General features: G+C 69.6%; 14 protein-coding genes and 2 tRNA genes. 5 read left to right on the plus strand and 11 right to left on the minus strand.

The annotated features are described in order from the left end of the window. Positions 1-55: 55 nt before the first annotated feature. From clpX to AB0E91_RS12440, 5 genes are all read right to left on the minus strand, one after another. Positions 56-1,342, minus strand: a complete 1,287-nt coding sequence (gene clpX / locus AB0E91_RS12420) for an ATP-dependent Clp protease ATP-binding subunit ClpX (RefSeq protein ID WP_161183435.1) — start codon at positions 1,340-1,342, stop codon at positions 56-58. A 168-nt stretch (positions 1,343-1,510) separates the two neighbouring features. After that, positions 1,511-2,176 carry an ATP-dependent Clp protease proteolytic subunit gene (locus AB0E91_RS12425; RefSeq protein ID WP_018545113.1) on the minus strand — a complete coding sequence of 222 codons (666 nt, stop codon included), beginning with the start codon at positions 2,174-2,176 and terminating at the stop codon, positions 1,511-1,513. Positions 2,177-2,246: 70 nt separating this feature from the next. Then, positions 2,247-2,852 (minus strand): ATP-dependent Clp protease proteolytic subunit, encoded by a 606-nt coding sequence (locus AB0E91_RS12430; RefSeq protein WP_031182283.1) that lies wholly within the window; start codon positions 2,850-2,852, stop codon positions 2,247-2,249. A gap of 379 nt (positions 2,853-3,231) precedes the next feature. Further along, on the minus strand, positions 3,232-4,596 hold the full coding sequence (gene tig / locus AB0E91_RS12435; RefSeq protein WP_361779245.1) for a trigger factor: 1,365 nt from the start codon (positions 4,594-4,596) through the stop codon (positions 3,232-3,234). 174 nt (positions 4,597-4,770) lie between these two features. After that, positions 4,771-4,847: transfer RNA gene (locus AB0E91_RS12440), tRNA-Pro, on the minus strand. Between the two features lie 160 nt (positions 4,848-5,007). On the opposite strand from AB0E91_RS12440, the gene AB0E91_RS12445 reads away from it, so the two are divergent. Next, positions 5,008-5,081: transfer RNA gene (locus AB0E91_RS12445), tRNA-Gly, on the plus strand. A gap of 88 nt (positions 5,082-5,169) precedes the next feature. On the opposite strand, the gene AB0E91_RS12450 is transcribed toward AB0E91_RS12445, so the two are convergent. The 5 genes from AB0E91_RS12450 to AB0E91_RS12470 form a co-directional block, all read right to left on the minus strand. After that, positions 5,170-5,364: a hypothetical protein gene (locus tag AB0E91_RS12450; RefSeq protein WP_018545110.1), complete on the minus strand. Its 195-nt coding sequence runs from the start codon at positions 5,362-5,364 to the stop codon at positions 5,170-5,172. Positions 5,365-5,770: 406 nt separating this feature from the next. Further along, on the minus strand, positions 5,771-6,238 hold the full coding sequence (locus AB0E91_RS12455) for an HD domain-containing protein (RefSeq protein WP_361779249.1): 468 nt from the start codon (positions 6,236-6,238) through the stop codon (positions 5,771-5,773). 9 nt (positions 6,239-6,247) lie between these two features. Then, complete coding sequence (locus tag AB0E91_RS12460) at positions 6,248-7,417, minus strand: PP2C family protein-serine/threonine phosphatase (RefSeq protein ID WP_361779252.1); 1,170 nt, start codon at positions 7,415-7,417, stop codon at positions 6,248-6,250. 198 nt (positions 7,418-7,615) lie between these two features. Continuing rightward, positions 7,616-8,425: a DNA-formamidopyrimidine glycosylase family protein gene (locus tag AB0E91_RS12465; RefSeq protein ID WP_361779255.1), complete on the minus strand. Its 810-nt coding sequence runs from the start codon at positions 8,423-8,425 to the stop codon at positions 7,616-7,618. A gap of 130 nt (positions 8,426-8,555) precedes the next feature. Continuing rightward, positions 8,556-9,041 (minus strand): ribose-5-phosphate isomerase, encoded by a 486-nt coding sequence (locus AB0E91_RS12470; RefSeq protein WP_361779258.1) that lies wholly within the window; start codon positions 9,039-9,041, stop codon positions 8,556-8,558. Between the two features lie 248 nt (positions 9,042-9,289). Here AB0E91_RS12470 and AB0E91_RS12475 point away from each other — a divergent pair, with 248 nt between their 5' ends. Both AB0E91_RS12475 and AB0E91_RS12480 read left to right on the plus strand, forming a co-directional pair. Then, a complete protein-coding gene (locus tag AB0E91_RS12475; RefSeq protein ID WP_161183442.1) occupies positions 9,290-10,714 on the plus strand; it encodes an amino acid permease in 1,425 nt (474 codons plus the stop codon). A 1,974-nt stretch (positions 10,715-12,688) separates the two neighbouring features. Further along, complete coding sequence (locus AB0E91_RS12480; RefSeq protein WP_361779262.1) at positions 12,689-14,902, plus strand: trypsin-like serine protease; 2,214 nt, start codon at positions 12,689-12,691, stop codon at positions 14,900-14,902. A gap of 107 nt (positions 14,903-15,009) precedes the next feature. Here AB0E91_RS12480 and AB0E91_RS12485 read toward each other — a convergent pair whose 3' ends face one another. Next, the gene (locus AB0E91_RS12485) at positions 15,010-15,591 is read right to left on the minus strand and encodes a biotin transporter BioY (protein ID WP_361779265.1); all 582 of its coding nucleotides are present in this window, start codon (positions 15,589-15,591) and stop codon (positions 15,010-15,012) included. Positions 15,592-15,912: 321 nt separating this feature from the next. Between AB0E91_RS12485 and AB0E91_RS12490 the strand changes: the two genes are divergently transcribed. After that, positions 15,913-17,298: an amino acid permease gene (locus AB0E91_RS12490; protein ID WP_361779268.1), complete on the plus strand. Its 1,386-nt coding sequence runs from the start codon at positions 15,913-15,915 to the stop codon at positions 17,296-17,298. 133 nt (positions 17,299-17,431) lie between these two features. Further along, positions 17,432-18,079 carry a superoxide dismutase gene (locus AB0E91_RS12495; protein WP_361779271.1) on the plus strand — a complete coding sequence of 216 codons (648 nt, stop codon included), beginning with the start codon at positions 17,432-17,434 and terminating at the stop codon, positions 18,077-18,079. The last annotated feature ends 171 nt before the right edge of the window (positions 18,080-18,250 follow it).

Here is an 18,250-nt window from a genome sequence, read left to right on the forward strand (position 1 = left end):
GCCCCCGTCCTTCCCGGACGGGGGCCCCTTCGCGTGCTGTGTCGCGTGCCGCGTACTAGGCGGTCTTCTGCTCGCCCTGGCCCCGGCCCCGGGAGTCGCGGGGGATGAGGGTCGGGTTGACGTTGGAGTGGACGACGTCGGCCGTGATGACGACGCGGGCCACGTCCTTGCGGGACGGCACCTCGTACATCACCGACATCAGCACCTCCTCCATGATGGCGCGCAGGCCGCGCGCGCCGGTCTGGCGGAGGATGGCCTGGTCGGCGATGGCCTCCAGCGCCTCGCGCTCGAAGTCCAGCTCCACACCGTCGAGTTCGAACAGCCGCTGGTACTGCTTGACCAGGGCGTTGCGCGGCTCGACGAGGATCTGGAGCAGGGCCTCGCGGTCGAGGTTGTGCACCGAGGTGATGACCGGGAGACGGCCGATGAACTCGGGGATCATCCCGAACTTCACCAGGTCCTCGGGCATGATGTCCTCGAAGATGTTCTTGGCGGCCAGCTCGCGCTTGGAGCGGATGGTGGCGCCGAAGCCGATGCCCTTGGCTCCCGCCCGGGCCTCGATGATCTTCTCCAGGCCCGCGAAGGCACCGCCCACGATGAACAGGACGTTCGTCGTGTCGATCTGGATGAACTCCTGGTGCGGGTGCTTGCGGCCGCCCTGCGGCGGGACCGAGGCGGTGGTGCCCTCCAGGATCTTCAGCAGGGCCTGCTGGACGCCCTCGCCGCTCACGTCGCGCGTGATCGAGGGGTTCTCGCTCTTGCGGGCCACCTTGTCGATCTCGTCGATGTAGATGATCCCGGTCTCGGCCTTCTTGACGTCGTAGTCGGCCGCCTGGATGAGCTTCAGGAGGATGTTCTCGACGTCCTCGCCGACGTAGCCCGCCTCGGTGAGCGCGGTGGCGTCCGCGATCGCGAAGGGGACGTTCAGCATGCGGGCCAGGGTCTGCGCGAGGAGGGTCTTGCCCGAGCCCGTGGGGCCGAGCAGGAGGATGTTGGACTTCGCCAGCTCGATGGCGTCCTCGCGGCCCTGCGCGCCACCGTTCTCACCGGCCTGGACCCGCTTGTAGTGGTTGTACACCGCGACCGAGAGGGCCTTCTTGGCGGCCTCCTGGCCGACCACGTAACCCTCGAGGAACTCGTAGATCTCGCGGGGCTTGGGCAGCTCCTCCCAGCGCACCTCGCTGGTCTCCGCGAGCTCTTCCTCGATGATCTCGTTGCAGAGATCGATGCACTCGTCGCAGATGTACACACCGGGCCCTGCGATGAGCTTCTTGACCTGCTTCTGGCTCTTGCCGCAGAACGAGCACTTGAGCAGATCGCCGCCGTCACCGATGCGTGCCACGGTGTGCTTCCCCTTCGCCTGGGAGACGCCTGGACGCTACGGCCCTGCGGCTCCTGGTGCTGCCTTATGTCCGACGGTACCTTGCCCGGGGCCGTGTTCGGGGCCCCCTTGGCAGGGTTCACTTTGACGTGGACCCTGCCAAAGCGGCCCAGAAACACACGGCCGCGGTCAGCGGACCGCCTCGTTGTTCATCTTGCGGGTGGAGATGATCTGGTCGACGATGCCGTACTCCAGCGCCTCCTCGGCCGTGAGGATCTTGTCGCGCTCGATGTCCTCGCGGATCTTCTCGATCGGCCGGTTGGTGTGCTTGGCCAGCATGTCCTCCAGCTGCTCACGCATCCGGGTGAACTCCTTGGCGATGATCTCCAGGTCGGAGAGCTGGCCACGGCCCGTGGAACCGGCCGGCTGGTGGATCAGCACACGGGAGTTCGGCAGCGCCATGCGCTTGCCCGGGGTACCGGCGGCCAGCAGGATCGCCGCGGCGGAGGCCGCCTGGCCCATGCACACCGTCTGGATGTCCGGCTTCACGAACTGCATGGTGTCGTAGATGGCCGTGAGGGCCGTCATGTCACCGCCGGGGCTGTTGATGTAGATCGAGATGTCGCGGTCGGGGTCCATCGACTCCAGGCACAGCAGCTGCGCCATGACGTCGTTGGCGGACGCGTCGTCGATCTGGACACCGAGGAAGATCACGCGCTCTTCGAAGAGCTTCGCGTACGGGTCGTACTCGCGGACGCCCTGCGAGGTGCGCTCGACGAAGCGGGGAATGATGTAACGGCTGTCGGGGCGGGGGCCCTCGTACATACCGCTGGCGGCGCCGGGGAAGTTGCTCATGGGGTGTTCACCGTCCTGGTGGCGTTCTGGGGGCTTTCAGTGGTGGCGGTGCGTGGCGCGGACGGGCCGGTCAGGCACCGGTGCCGCCGCCACCCGGAACACCCGAGGCGTGCGTGATGATCTCGTCGATGAGACCGTACTCCTTGGCCTCCTCCGGGGTGAACCAGCGGTCGCGGTCACCGTCGCGGATGATCGCCTCGACCGTCTGGCCGGAGTGCTGGGCAGTCAGCTCGGACATGCGCTTCTTGGTGCGCAGCAGGTACTCGGCCTGGATCTTGATGTCCGAGACCGTACCGCCGAGGCCCGCGGAGCCCTGGTGCATCATGATGTCCGCGTGCGGCAGCGCGAAGCGCTTGCCCGCGGCGCCGCCGGTGAGCAGGAACTGGCCCATGGAGGCCGCCATGCCCATCGCGATCGTGACCACGTCGTTCGGGATGTACTGCATGGTGTCGTAGATCGCCATGCCGGCCGTCACCGAGCCGCCGGGGCTGTTGATGTAGAGGTAGATGTCCTTCTCGGGGTCGGCCGCGAGGAGGAGCAGCTGAGCGGTGATCTTGTTGGCGATGTCGTCGTCGACCTGCTGGCCGAGGAAGATGATCCGCTCGCCCAGCAGCCGGTTGTAGACCTGGTCGCCGAGGCCACCACCGATGGAGGGCTCGCCGGCGGCGGTAGGCATCAGATTCGTCACGTATCCACCTGCTCGTCTTACGACGGCGCCGGGCCGTCTCACGTCGTCCTGCCGGGGGTTCGGCGGGGATACTCCCCCGCTCCCCGTATTCATGGACCCTAACGCTCTGGTCCCCCCGGGGAATCCCGGAGAAGCGGGTGTTCGCCTCCGGCGTAGTGGCATGGGGGGTTGCGGTGCGTTGTCCGGTGCGGGTGCGTTGTGGCTCCGCCGGGTGCGTGGTGGCGGTCGTGTCCGGGTGCGGCACGTGGTCGCTTCTCGCGCAGTTCCCCGCGCCCCCAAAAGCAGGTCGGCTGCCCCTCAGGTACGCCGCAGGGCCCCCGGGAGACGCGCTCCGCGGGGGCCCTGATCAGGCTGAGATGCCGGGGGCTCAGGCCTCCGGGGTCTCCTCGACGGTCTCGGTGACCTCAGTGGTCTCCTCGTCCTCGTCGTCCAGGTCGATGACCTCGCCGTTGGTGTCCTTCACCGTGGCGGCCTCGACCACGACGGCCAGGGCCTTGCCGCGGGCGACCTCGCCGACGAGGAGCGGAACCTGGCCGCCCTCGACGACGGCCTGGGCGAACTGGTCGGGGGACATGCCGGAGGAGGCGGCGCGGCGCATGAGGTGCTCGGTGAGCTCCTCCTGGTTGACGCCCAGGTTCTCCTTCTTGACCAGCTCGTCGAGGACGAACTGGGTCTTGATGCCCTTGACCGCGGACTCGCGGGTCTCGGTGTCGAACTCCTCGGCGGTCTTGCCCTGGATCTCCAGGTACTTGTCGAGGGTCAGACCCATCTGGCCGAGCTGGTGGTGCTCCAGGTTGTGCTTGCGGGTGTTGACCTCGTCCTCGAGCAGCTTCTCGGGGACGGGGACCTCGACCAGCTCGAGGAGCTTCTCCAGCACGCGCTCCTGGGCCTGGGTGGCCTGGTCGTACTGCTTCATGTCGGTCAGGCGCTTGCGGCTGTCGACCTTGAGCTCGTCCAGCGTGTCGAACTCGGACGCCAGCTGCGCGAACTCGTCGTCCAGCTCCGGCAGTTCGCGGGCGGCGACCTGGGTGACCTTGACGGTGACCTCGGACTCCTTGCCCGCGGCGGAGCCGCCCTTCAGCTCGGAGGTGAAGGTGGCCTCCTCGCCGGCGGACAGGCCCTTGACGGCCTCGTCGATGCCGTCGAGCAGCTCGCCCGAGCCGATGGTGTAGGACACGCCCTCGGCGACGCCGTCCTCGAGGACCTCGCCGTCGACCTTGGCCGTCAGGTCGATGGTGACCACGTCGCCGTCCTCGGCGGCGCGCTCGACCGGGGAGGTGGAGGCGAAGCGCTCACGGAGCTGCTCCACGGACTTGTCCACGTCCTCGTCGGTGACCTCGATGGCGTCGACCTCGACCTCGATGCCGGAGTAGTCCGGGATCTCGAGGGCGGGGCGGATGTCGACCTCGGCGGTGAAGTTCAGCGTGTCGCCGTCCTTCAGCTCCGTGATGTCGATCTCGGGCTGGCCCAGCGGGCTCAGCTCGGCCTCGTTGACCGCCTCGGTGTAGAACTTCGGGAGCGCGTCGTTGACGGCCTCCTCCAGCACGGCGCCACGACCGAACCGCTGGTCGATGACGCGGGCCGGGATCTTGCCCTTGCGGAAGCCCTTCACCGTGACCTGCTGGTTGATCTTCTTGTACGCCGCGTCGAGGCTGTCCTTGAGCTCCTCGAAGGGCACCTCGACAGTGAGCCGAACCCGGGTCGGGTTCAGGGTCTCCACGGCGCTCTTCACGGTTCGGTCTCCTTGTGGCTGACTTCTTGGGTTCTGCCGGAGCCAGCGAGGCCCGGCGGATAGCCGCCCGGAGGAGTACGTAAGCCATGAGGCCGGGCACACGGGCGCGCAGCTTGCATAGTAACCGCAGCCGGTCAGCGCCCCAAAAGGCGATCATCACAACGCCGTGAGTCGTGGTCGGGGTGGCGGGATTTGAACCCACGGCCTTCCGCTCCCAAAGCGGACGCGCTACCAAGCTGCGCCACACCCCGTCTGGTGCGAGACGTAGGGTACATGCCCACGCCACCTGGGGCGCCCGCATAAAGAGTGGTGGCGCGCGGACACCCGCGCCGGGCGGCACGTTGGCCTCCGCGTCGGCGGACCCGCTACGATGCTCCAGTGCCGCGGTCACCGACCGGCCGGCGCGCTCTCGCGGGCGTAGCTCAATGGTAGAGCCCTAGTCTTCCAAACTAGCTACGCGGGTTCGATTCCCGTCGCCCGCTCCACACGGCTCGGGGCCGGGTCGGAGGCATCGTCCTCCGCCCGGCCCTGACGCGTTCCCGGGGCCGGGTCTCCGCCCGCAAACCGATCCGCTCAGAAACTGATCGAGTTGATCGTCTCCGCTATCGAGTTCATGAAGCGGCTGATGGACGGCGCCATGCCGGTCGAGGCGAGGAAGAAGCCGAAGAGGATCGCCACGATGGCCGGGCCGGCCTTGATGTTCCCGCCGCGGATCAGCACCACAAGGATGATCGCCAACAGCAGCACCACAGACAGTGAAATGGCCACAACTGATCACACCCTTGGTCGGTCGGCGCTCCGGGCCCGGAGGCACCGCCCTGCGCACCTCCGCCAGAACCATCGTGCCACCAACAGGCCCCAGGTATGCGGCCGCTGACAGGTTGTCGGCCATCCGTCCGCCCCGGACGATCCTCCGCACGGCGATTCGGCGCACCATGCCCACTCGACCGCGAGGGAAAACACCCGAGTTGGTTTCACTATCCACACATCGCGCGCGAGGGAAATTCGAATGGCCGACACCAAGGAGCCATATGCCCTCTTCAGTCGGTACGAATCGGGGCATCGAGGGTGAACGATGACTCGCGCGGGAGCGCCGGTTCGTAAATCAAGAAGGCAAGTCAGGCGAATCCCAGGGCATTTGAAGGCGATATCCCGGAGACCTCCGCCGGGCGTTCTACGGATTCCCGGACACGAGGCCCAGGCCGAGGAGCGCGCGCATCCGCGTGTACTTCGCGGTCAGCCGTTCCCGGGTCACCTCGTCCAGGACGGCGAGCCGGGCCGGGTCGGCGTTGTGCGCGAGGTCCGCCTGCTTGACCAGCAGGGCGCCCGGGGTGGCGAGAATGCGGTGCGCGTACGCCTCGGGCGGCTCGCCGGGGTGCTTGGTGACGGCTCGTACGATCGCCTTCGTGCGTGGGGTGAGGGCGGCCGCCGTGAGCCATTCCTCGCTCAACGCGTCGTCCTCGACGGCGTCGTGGAGCCAGGCGGCGGCGATCTGTTCGTCGTCTCCGCCGAGTCGCCGTACGCCCTCCGCGACGGCCGCGAGGTGTTCGGCGTAGGGGCGGCCCGCCTTGTCCGTCTGGCGGGCGTGGGCGGCGCGGGCCAGGGTCTCGACCTGGGCCGGGGTCAGCGGCTCGTCGTCCATATGCGGGCCCTAACGTGAAGTGGCGGACGCCTCGCGGCAGATGAGCAGCAGGGCGCGGTCGTCGTTGACGTCCTTGGCGACGGCCTCGATGAGGTGCCAGGCGGCGCCGTGGAAGCCGCCCGCGACATAGCGGTCGGCCTCTCCGGTGAGGCGGTCGATGCCCTCGACGATGTCGCGGTCGGAGGTCTCCACCAGGCCGTCGGTGAAGAGCATCAGCACGTCGCCGGGGCGCAGCGAGCCCTTCACGGCGTCGAACTGGGCGCCGTCGTACACCCCGAGCAGCGGGCCCTCGGCGGCCTTCTCCTCCCAGCGGCCGTTGCCCGCGCAGAGCTGGAGGCCGGGCGGATGGCCCGCCGAGTACAGCTCGTAGTCCCCGGAGTCCAGGTCGAGGACGAGGTGGATGGAGGTGGCGAAGCCCTCGTCCCAGTCCTGGCGGAGGAGGTAGCCGTTGGCGGCGGTCAGGAAGGCATGCGGGGGCAGCGAGCCGATCAGGCCGCCGAAGGCGCCGGAGAGCAGCAGGGCGCGGGAGCCCGCGTCCATGCCCTTGCCGGAGACGTCGGTGAGGACGACCTCCAGGGTGCGGCCGCCGTTGGTGCGGGCCGCGACGACGAAGTCGCCGGAGAAGGACTGGCCGCCGGCCGGGCGCAGTGCCATCTCGTGGTGCCAGCCGCGCGGGAGTTTGGGCAGCTCGCTCTGGGCGCGGATGCGTTCGCGCAGGTCGAAGAGCATGGTGCCGCCGCGCCGCCAGGGCACGCCGACGCGGCTGCGGAACTGCGCGGTGAGCAGCCCGAAGAAGCCGCACGCGGCGACGACGAGGACGACGCCGGGGGTGACTCTGGAGGGGCCCTCGGTGTACGGCCCGAGGCTCACGGACTCCACGATCAGCGCGGCGGCGGCCGCCGCGTACAGGCCGAGCAGGCTGGCCGGGCGCAGCACCAGGCCGCCCGCGATGATGGGCAGGACCAGGGTGGCGGGTGAGCACCAGACCGAGTTGCCCAGTGTCATCGCCATGAGCACGGGAATGGTGATCAGGAGACCGACGAGGGCGATCCAGTCGGGGCCGTCGCCGCGGAAGTAGTCCACGGCGCTTCGGCGCAGCGCGACCCGGACCCGGTGCCACTGCATCCTGCACCGGGCCGTGAACGTCTCGGCCTTCGCGCGCCGCTCTCCTGCTGCCATCAGTTCGCGACCCTATCCATCGGACCAGCCGCTTGGCACGGGAGGTCCCACTTGTCCCCCGTGCGAGGCTCCACTTGGCGTTTCAACTACACATTGGCGTTTCAACTACACAGTGAACGGTACGGAGCGCGTTCGCGCTGCCACCCGGCGGAAATTGGCCGTTCCGTCATCAACGGGCGTGGCGCGCGGGCGGGTTGCTCAGCCCTTCTGGCAGGTGGGACACCAGAAGAGGTTGCGGGCGGCGAGCCCCGCGGTGCGGACCTCGGTGGCGCAGATGTGGCAGGGCAGGGTGGCCCGGCGGTAGACGTAGACCTCGCCGCCGTGGTCGTCGACGCGGGGCGGCCGACCCATGGCCTCGGGGGTGTGTTCGGGGCGCACGGTGTCGATGCGGTTGTTGCGCACGCCCTCGCGCATGAGGTCCACGAGGTCGGCCCAGATCGCGTCCCACTCGGCCGGGGTGATGTCCTTGCCCGCGCGGTAGGGGTCGATGCCGTGCCGGAAGAGGACCTCGGCCCGGTAGACGTTCCCGACGCCCGCGATGACCTTCTGGTCCATGAGCAGTGCGGCGATCGTCGTACGGCTGCGGCGGACGCGGGCGTAGACGGCGGCCGGGTCGGCGTCGGCGCGCAGCGGGTCGGGGCCGAGCCGGTCGTGCACGGCACGCTTCTCGTCGTCCGTGATCAGGGTGCAGGTGGTGGGGCCGCGCAGGTCCAGGTACGCGTTCTCGTTCGCCAGGCGCAGCCGGACGGTGTCGGTCGGCGGGGGCGCGGGAGCCGGGCCGTGGGCGACCTTGCCGAAGAGGCCGAGGTGGATGTGGACCCAGTCGGTGTCGCGGAAGCCGAGGAAGAGGTGCTTGCCGTGCGCCTCGGTGGCGGTGAGCGCGGCGCCGTCGAGCAGGGCCGCGGCGTCGGCGAACTTGCCCTGCGGGCTGCTCACCCGGGCCGCGGTGCCTGCGAAGCGCTCGGCGCAGTCCTGCGCCAGGCGGTGGATGGTGTGCCCCTCTGGCACGGCCGGGCGTCCTTCCTGCCGGTCTTCCTGCTGTTGCTCCGCCGGGTGCCCGGTCCCCGTACCCCCACCGCCCGCCGCGCCCGGGTGACGGGTGCGGCGGGCGGCGGGTACGGCGGGAGGGGGCCCGGTGTTACGACTGGGGGTGGTGAGCCGGGATGGGCGGCAGCTCGCCGGTGTTCTCGTAGTTCGTCAGCATGTCGATGCGGCGGATGTGACGCTCGTCACCGGAGAAGGGGGTGTTGAGGAACACCTCGACGAACTTGGTCGCCTCCTCCTCGGAGTGCATCCGCGCACCCACCGCGACGACGTTGGCGTCGTTGTGCTGGCGGCCGAGGGCGGCGGTCTCCTCGCTCCAGGCCAGGGCGGCACGCACCCCCTTGACCTTGTTGGCGGCGATCTGCTCGCCGTTGCCGGAGCCGCCGATCACGATGCCGAGGGCGCCCGGGTCGGCCGCCGCGCGCTCCGCGGCCCGGAGGCAGAAGGGCGGGTAGTCGTCCTGGGCGTCGTAGATGTGGGGCCCGCAGTCGACGGGCTCGTGCCCCGCCGCCTTCAGCCAGTCGACGAGGTGGTTCTTGAGTTCGTAGCCCGCATGGTCGGAGCCGAGATACACGCGCATGTACCGAGTGTGACACGCCCGATTCCGGGCAGCAGCTCCGGGTTCGGTAGGGGATATGTGAGCCAGGCCATAGAAGCTCAAGGAAACCTCAAGTAACAATCCGGATTCAGAGGTTCCCGAATTCGTTCCCCTCGGATTCACTGAACCGCCTCGCACACCGCTCGTGCGAGGCCCCGTACAAGGTCGTTTCAGGCGGCACCCACGGGTCCGTACGGGAAATGCACCACAGGCGCAAAGGAAATCCGTCCATGACCCCTGGTTCCGGACTTCAAGCAGGACTCAAGAACCGCCATCTGTCGATGATCGCGATCGGTGGCGTGATCGGTGCCGGACTGTTCGTCGGCTCCAGTTCCGGTATCGCCACGGCGGGCCCCGGCATTCTGCTGTCCTACGCCCTCGTCGGCACGCTCGTCGTCCTCGTGATGCGGATGCTCGGCGAGATGTCGGCGGCGAATCCGACCTCCGGCTCCTTCTCGGCGCACGCCGACCGGGCGCTGGGCCGCTGGGCGGGCTTCTCGATCGGCTGGCTCTACTGGTTCTTCTGGGTCGTCGTCCTCGCCGTCGAGGCGACGGCCGGCGCGGGCATCCTGCACGGCTGGATACCGGCGGTCCCGCAATGGGCCTGGGCCCTGATCGTGATGGCCGTCCTGACGGCCACGAACCTGGTCTCCGTGGGCTCCTACGGTGAGTTCGAGTTCTGGTTCGCCGGGATCAAGGTCGTGGCGATCGGCGCGTTCATCGTGATCGGCGCGCTGGCCGTGTTCGGCGTGCTGCCGGGCGTGCACAGCGACAAGGCCGGGCTGTCGAACCTGACCGCGCACGGCGGTTTCCTGCCGCACGGTCCGGGCGCGATCCTCACCGGTGTGCTGCTGGTCGTGTTCTCCTTCATGGGCAGCGAGATCGCCACGCTGGCGGCCGGCGAGTCTGAGGACCCGCAGCGCGCGGTCACCAAGTCGACCAACAGCATCATCTGGCGTATCGGTGTCTTCTACCTGGGCTCGATCCTCGTCGTGGTCTCGCTGCTGCCGTGGAACGACCCGTCGATCGCGAAGGACGGCTCGTACGTCGCCGCCCTGGGCTCCCTGGGCATCCCGCACGCCGACCAGATCATGCAGTTCATCGTGCTGACCTCGGTGCTGTCCTGCCTCAACTCGGGCCTGTACACCGCCTCCCGCATGGCGTTCTCGCTCGGCGACCGCGGTGACGCGCCGAAGGCGTTCGCCCGTACCAACTCGCGTGGCGTGCCGATGGCGGCCATCCTCGCGTCCGTCGCGTTCGGCTTCCTCGCGGTCTTCTTCAACTACGCCTACCCGAAGACGGTCTTCCTCTTCCTGGTCAACTCCAGCGGTGCGGTGGCCCTGTTCGTGTGGCTGGTCATCTGCTTCTCGCAGCTCCGCATGCGGAAGATCATCCAGCGCGAGGCGCCGGAGAAGCTCGTCGTCAAGATGTGGCTGTACCCGTACCTCACCTGGGCGACCGCCGCGCTGATCGTCTTCGTCCTCGGCTACATGCTCACCGACACCAAGGGCGAGAGCAGCGGCCGCGTCACGGTCCTGCTGTCCCTCGGCGTGGCCGCGGTCGTGATCGCCGTCGCCCTGATCAAGGAGAAGGTCGCCGGCGGGCGTCCGGCTCCGGCGGTCGAGGAGGAGACGGACAAGGTGGCGGTCGGCTGACGCCGCTGACACCACGAGCGACCTGAGAGGGGAGGAAGCCCGGCACGGGCTTCCTCCCCTCTGGCATGCGCGGCTCCGTCCGGAGTGGCGGGCGGGACGAGAAGCGCCCTTGACCTTGTCGTGTCCGGACGAGTCGGCCGGATTCCGTCCCGGCTGCCTGGCAGTGCGGGCCGCTGCGGGCGCCTGGGGCCGAGGGGGCGGAACTCGTCGTGCCGCGGGCCTTATCCACGGGACGGCCGGCGAAGCAGTTCGCGGAACGCGCGGCCGTACGCCGAGGACGGCCGCCTGCTGTGCCGCGGGTCCTGCGCCCGAGGGCGGCGGTAACGCCGGTGTCCCCCTGCCAGTGGCGTCAACTCCGCCTGGTGGATGAGGTACTTCGGCGCCGGTTCGACCTGTGCCCGTGTGCGCTGGTTCATGTCCTCGTCCAGGCGCTGCAGTTGCTCCATCTCGATGGCCCGACCCGCGTACGGGCAGGCCCGCTCGGGCGACCGCCGCCGCGCTGTCCGCGCGGTCGCACGCACTGTGGGCGGCGGCGCGGTGCCGTGGCATTGGCCAGGTCTTGGCCGTTCCCGCGGCGGTGGCGGGGACCTGGGCGTTACCGCCGACGCTGTCCGTCTGCGGCCTTTGGCCGCCGGGTGTGCGGCGAGTCCACCGGTGCGCCGGGCGCCGTCGTGGGCGCGGGGCGGCCCTCGTGAGCCGGGCTGCCCTTCCGGCGGCATGCGTGCCGCGACGACGGCAGCACGGTACGCCGTGGCGGCGTAGGCGGCGGGACGGGACGCGCGTACTGCGGAGTGGAAAACGGTGACGGCCACGCGGGCCGCGTCCCTGGCCCCGCTGCGCGGACTCTCCCACCTTGCGGGCCGCGTGACCGACGGCGGTTGCCCTTCGCCGTCGCCGCGCCTGAGCGGGGAGGTGTCCCCAGGGCGAAAGGAGGGCGGCAAGAATACGCAGGCCACTCCAAAGCTCGGTGTCCAAAGCGCTCATTGAGATCGACCAAAAGACCAACGCACATGCGACGGAAATCCCGCCGACCGGAGTTCCGCGCAGGAACACACGGGCGCTCAAGCCGGGACGCGACAAATTCGTGCCGCAATCTCATACGCCTAAAGGGCATCCGAAGAATCACCCGACCTCACTCCACCGACGACCACATCGAGCACGAAGCAAGAGGGGGCAAAAGACCAAGTTCCACATCCCGGATGATTACTCGTGTCACGCACACCTACCCTCCTGCGCGACCACTCCAACCCCGCAAGACGTCCATCGAAGATGATCTAAACCCTCACCCGCTTGTGAGGTACACCACTTTCAATAGGGGTGGTTTGAGCGTTTTTGCCCTACCCAAACGGCTGGACAAAGATCAATCCTTTGCGATTACATAGCGCAGCCCATGGGGTTCTCGACGGCAGGTCCGGAAACTCGGCCGACCGCGCCGAAGCGCAAGGTTTGCTCCGTCTGCCCGTTTCCGCACGCAGTGCCGCCGAGTGAACAAGAAGCCCGTTAAATCTCCATTCTCGCGGGGGAACGGAGGACCGTTTTCGGCCAATGGAGGGGGTGGGGAATGCGATCCCGCAAGTCGACCCACTCCGACCACCAGGACGCTTGGTTAAGTCGAAGCCCTGAAAGAATCTCCCGATTCCGCCGGTCGCGGACAATGACCGGCCACGTCCTGAGCCCCGCAATATCTGAACATTCCGGGCACCCGACGGAAACGTCGAAGACGTTGAACAGGGACGAAAATCGCGCGGCGCGCGCCGGTCACCGGCGAAGGCTTCGACTCCCCGCAGGCCGACAGGCTCCCCTCGGCCCGGGTCGACACGACCGTCGGCGTCGAGGAGCACACCCACACCATCGACAGGAACAGCTTCGGCCCCGCGCTCGCGGAGACCCGCGCTTCCGCGCAACTCCCGCCGTCCGCCCAGCTGTTCGCCGTCCGGTGTCTCTCCGGACGAAGACCTTTGTCACGAGGAATTCATGGTCACCCCCAACGCCAGACCCTTCCGGCTCGCCACCATCGCCGCCGCTCTCGTCGCGACGCCCTTCGTGCTGACCGCCGCGCCCGCGCAGGCCGTCACCGGCACCGTTCCGTCCGACGCCACCTACGCCGCCACCGCGCGCCTGGACATCGGTGACAGCACCCGCGGCTGCTCCGGAGTCCTGGTCGACACCGAGTGGCTGCTCACGGCCGCCAGCTGCTTCGCCACCGACCCCGCCACCAGCCTCGCGGTACCCGCCGGCAAGCCCGCGCTGAAGACCACCGCGACCATCGGCCGCACGGACCTCGCCGGCACGCAGGGCGAGGTCCGCACGGTGGTGGAGCTGGTGCCCCGCACCGACCGCGACGTGGTGCTGGCCCGCCTGAACCGGCCGGTCACCACGGTCGCCCCGCTCGCGCTGTCCGCCACGGCCGCCACCACCGGCGAGGACCTCCAGGTCGCCGGTTACGGCCGCACCGCGGACGAGTGGGCGCCGATGAAGCTGCACACCGGCACGTTCACCGTGGGCGCCACCGACGCCACCACCGCCGCGGTCACCGGCAAGAACGGCGTCTCCATCTGCGCCGGCGACACCGGCGGCCCCGTCGTCCGCGCGGAGGCGGGCGGCGCCAAGCTCGTCGCCCTCAGCAGCCGTTCCTACCAGGGCGGTTGCTTCGGCGTCCCCGGCACCGAGACGCGCACCGACGGCGTCGGCACCCGGGTCGACGACCTGGGTGGCTGGATCAGCTCCAAGGCGGGTGCCACCCGTATCACCGACTTCAACTGCGACGGCGTGGAGGACATCGCGATCGCGGACCCCGAGGCGAGTGTGGCCGGTGACGCCAAGGCGGGTCTCGTCCGTGTCGTCTACGGCGGCGGCAAGGGCACGGCGGAGATCAACCAGGACCTCGACTGGGTGTCCGGCGGCTCCGAGGCGAACGACGGCTTCGGATCGGCGATCGACACCGTCGACTACAACGAGGACGGCTGCACCGACCTGGTCGTCGGCACCCCGGGCGAGGACCTCGGGAGCGCGACCGACGCCGGTATGGCCGACGTGCTCTACGGCGCCCCGGACGGCGTCGGCACCGGCGCGCAGAAGGCCACCCACTTCGAGCAGGGCGCCGGTGCCGGCGCGCTGCTGGGCAGCGTCTCGGAGACGGGCGACCGGCTCGGCGCCGCCATCGCCGCCGGTACCACCGCCTCCGGCGAGCCCTACGTCGCGATCGGTGACCCGGGTGAGGACCTCGGCACCATCGCCGACGCGGGCTCGGTGATCTACGCCCACGCCAACACCAACGTCGGCATCAGCCAGGACAGCACCGGCGTCCCCGGGGCCGCCGAGGCGGGCGACAAGTTCGGCAGCGTCATCGCCGCCGACGCCAACCACATCGCCGTCGGCGCCCCCAACGACGCCATCGGCGCCGACACCGACGCCGGCAACGTGATGGTCTTCGACCAGAAGCTGAACTCCGAGGGCAAGCCCACCGCCCTGTTCGGCATGGACCAGGACCTCGACACCGTCTCCGGCGGCGCCGAGGCGGGCGACCTGTTCGGCAAGTCCCTCGCCCTGGTCCCGTACCGTCCCTCCGGCTCCGCCACGGCCACCGACTCGATCCTCGCGGTCGGCTCGCCCGGCGAGGACCTCACGCTCGACACCGCCACCAAGGCCGACGCCGGTAACGTCATCACCTTCCAGGTCAAGGCCAACGGCACCTTCACCCAGCTCAAGGCGATCGACACGGGCACGGCCGACGACGACGTCTCCGGCACCATCGAGGCCGGTGACCAGTTCGGCTCGTCCGTGACCGCCGTCAACACCGCGCCCCGCGCGGTCGGCACCGCCGCCACGATGAGGCTCGCCGTCGGCAGCGTCGGTGAGGCCATCGGTACGGAGGCGGGCGCCGGGTCCGTCCAGACGTTCCCCCTGCTCGGTGCCCCCGGCGCCAGCGACCGCTGGATCCAGGTCGGCGACAGCGCCGGTATCTCCGGCACCCCGGCCGCCGGTCAGAAGCTGGGCTCCAGCATCCGCTTCACCGGCACCCGGCTCTACGTCGGCATGCCGTTCGGTCCCAGCGCCTACGGCGCCCTGTACGCCCTGCCGATGTCCAACGTGACCGCCGGCGGCACCGCCGCTCCGGTCACCGCCTACCAGCCGGGCACCGGCGGCCTCCCCGCCGTCGGCACCCGCTTCGGCGCCAGCGCCCGCTGACGCGGAAACGGCACTGCGGCACTGCGGCACGCATGAAAGAAGCCCCGAGGACCACTGCGGTCCTCGGGGCTTCCGGCGTCCGGCGTCCGGCGCCGACGGTTCCGGTGTCAGCGCTTGGCGGCGAACTTCCAGGCCGTGGGCAGCGCGCCCATGGCCAGGGCGGCCTTCAGGGCGTCGCCGATCAGGAAGGGAGTCAGACCGGCCGCTATCGCCTGGGTCAGGGACATGTGGGCCGCGAGGGCCAGGTACGGGACGCCGACCGCGTAGATGATCGCCTCGCCGAGGAGCATCGTGCCCGCCATGCGCAGCGGAGAGCGGTCCGCGCCGCGGCGGGCCAGGGCGCCGACGGCGGCCGAGGCGAGGATCATGCCGAGGACGTAGCCGAAGGAGACCGCGCCGGAGCCGGAACCGCCCTCCGCGAACCACGGCACGCCGACGACGCCCGCGACCGCGTACAGCGCGAGGGAGAGGACGCCGCGGCGGGCACCGAGCGCGGTGCCGACGAGGAGCGCGGCGAAGGTCTGACCGGTCACCGGGACCGGGGAGCCCGGCACCGGGACGGCGATCTGGGCCGCGAGACCGGTGAGGGCGGCGCCGCCGAGCACGAGGGCGGCGTCGCGCACGCGGGACGCAGGGATGAGGTCGGCGAGGACTGCGCCGGGGCGAGCGAGGACGCTGGCGGTGCTCATGGGGACTCCGCGGGTGTGTGGGCAGGTGACAACTCACCGACGCTATACCGGCGGCCAACCCCCGATCACCGTCCGCGCTCGACAAAGGCGTGAACAGGCGCTTGGTGGGCTCCGGACAAAGGATGCCGGTTACACCGGGATCGGCGTGATGCCCGTCACCCCGGCCGGGTGGCCGGGACCACCCAGGTAAGTGGACGTACACATTCCGTAAGCGATTTGTCCGTATCGTGGGCGCTTTCCGCGCCTCCTCCCGGAAACCGCCCAGACTGGTGGAGTTTTTTTACCCACTGTCGGACTACCGGACTGGACGAGCCCCGCCCCATGCCCAGCACCACCACGCAGCAACCACCGCAGCAGCGGGAACAGGGCGTCCCCCTCGCCTCCGGCCTCAAGCAGCGCCATCTGTCCATGATCGCCCTGGGTGGCGTGATCGGCGCCGGTCTCTTCGTCGGCTCCGGCGCGGGGATCGCCGCCGCGGGTCCCTCCATCGTCGTCGCGTACGCCCTCTCCGGCTTCCTCGTGCTGCTGGTGATGCGGATGCTGGGCGAGCTGTCGGCGGCGTACCCGTCCTCGGGTTCCTTCTCCGCGCACGCCGAGCGGGCGATCGGCCCGTGGGCCGGGTTCACGGTCGGCTGGTCCTTCTGGATCATGCAGTGCACGGTCGTCGGCCTGGAGGGCATCGGCGCCGGGAAGATCGTCAGCGGCTGGCTGCCCGGCACCCCGCAGTGGGCCTGGGTCGCCCTGTTCATGGTGGTGTTCTGCGGCGCGAACCTGGCCGCCGTGAAGAACTTCGGCGAGTTCGAGTTCTGGTTCGCCGCGCTGAAGGTCGGCGCGATCGTGCTGTTCCTGGTCCTCGGCGTGCTGGCCATCGCGGGCGTGCTGCCCGGCACCCACTCCCCCGGCGCCTCCCACCTCACCCACTTCCTGCCGAACGGCGCCCAGGGCCTGGTCCTCGGCCTGCTCGCGTCGGTGTTCGCGTACGGCGGCCTGGAGACGGTGACCATCGCGGCCGCCGAGTCGGAGGACCCGGTGCGGGGTGTCGCCACCGCCGTGCGCACCACCATGTGGCGGATCGCGCTGTTCTACCTCGGCTCCATGGCCGTCGTCGTCACCCTCGTCCCCTGGAACTCCCCGGAGGTCGTGGCGCGCGGCCCGTACGTCGCCGCCCTCGACACCCTCGGCATCCCCGGCGCGGGCCGCGTCATGGACGTGGTCGTCCTCGCCGCCCTGCTCTCCGCGATGAACGCCAACATCTACGGCTCCTCGCGCATGCTCCACTCCCTGGTCGGCCGGGGTCTCGGCCCGAAGGCGCTGGCGAAGGTGACCGGCGGGGTGCCCCGGATCGCCGTCCTGGTCTCCTCGGTGTTCGGCTTCGCGTGCGTGCTGCTCAGCTACTGGCGCCCGGACGACGTGTTCATGTGGCTGCTGAACATGATCGGCGCGGTGATCCTGGTCGTCTGGATCTTCGTCGGCGTCTCCCAGCTGATCCTGCGCCGCCGCGCCGAGCGCGCGGGTGCCGAGCGGCCCGCCGTCCTGATGTGGGGCTTCCCCTGGCTGACCTGGGTCGCCCTGCTCGGCATGGTCGTGATCCTGGTGCTGATGGCCCGGCAGCCGGACACCCGGGCCCAGCTGTGGTCCACGGGCGGCCTGACGCTGGCCCTGGCGGCGGGCGGCTACGCCTGGCAGCGGGCGCGCGCCAAACGCTGAAGCCGGAGAAGACCAAGGCCCCCACGAGCGACACGTGGGGGCCTTTGTCGTGCCCCGGGCCCCCACCGGTCGCTTCTTGTTGCTAGCGTGTAGTTGCAAGTCCTTTGCAATAAGTCTCGGAGGGGACCCGTCCATGCCCGTCTACACGCTGCCCGAACTGCCCTACGACTACGCCGCGCTCGCCCCCGTGATCAGCCCCGAGATCATCGAGCTGCACCACGACAAGCACCACGCGGCGTACGTGAAGGGCGCCAACGACACCCTGGAGCAGCTCGCCGAGGCGCGGGACAAGGACGCCTGGGGCTCGGTCAACGGCCTGGAGAAGAACCTGGCCTTCCACCTCTCCGGGCACATCCTGCACAGCGTCTACTGGCAGAACATGACCGGCCCGAAGGACGGCGGCGGCGAGCCGCTGGCCCAGGACGGCGTGGGCGAACTGGCCGACGCGATCACGGAGTCCTTCGGCTCGTTCCAGAACTTCAAGACCCAGCTCTCCAAGGCGTCCGCGACGACGCAGGGCTCCGGCTGGGGCGTCCTCGCCTACGAACCGCTCAGCGGCCGGCTGATCGTGGAGCAGGTCTACGACCACCAGGGCAACGTAGGCCAGGGCTCGACCCCGGTCCTGGTCTTCGACGCCTGGGAGCACGCCTTCTACCTCCAGTACCGCAACCAGAAGGTCGACTTCATCGAGGCCATGTGGCAGGTCGTGAACTGGCAGGACGTGGCCCGGCGGTACGCGGCCGCGAAGGAGCGGGCGGACGTGCTGCTGCTGGCTCCCTGAAGCCGGTTCCCGTGGACCCCTGAGGTCCGTCGATCGTCCCGCCTCGTGATCGTCTTCTCACCCTTCACGCGGGCGGGCGGATGAGGGAGACCCCCTGCGAGGACGTGACTCGCGGGGGGTTTTCCGTACCCCGAGGGTCCACCGATCGGTGGACCCGAAGACCGACCGAAC

Origin of the sequence: Streptomyces sp. NPDC026659, from assembly GCF_040638245.1 — a bacterium.
GTDB lineage: Bacteria > Actinomycetota > Actinomycetes > Streptomycetales > Streptomycetaceae > Streptomyces.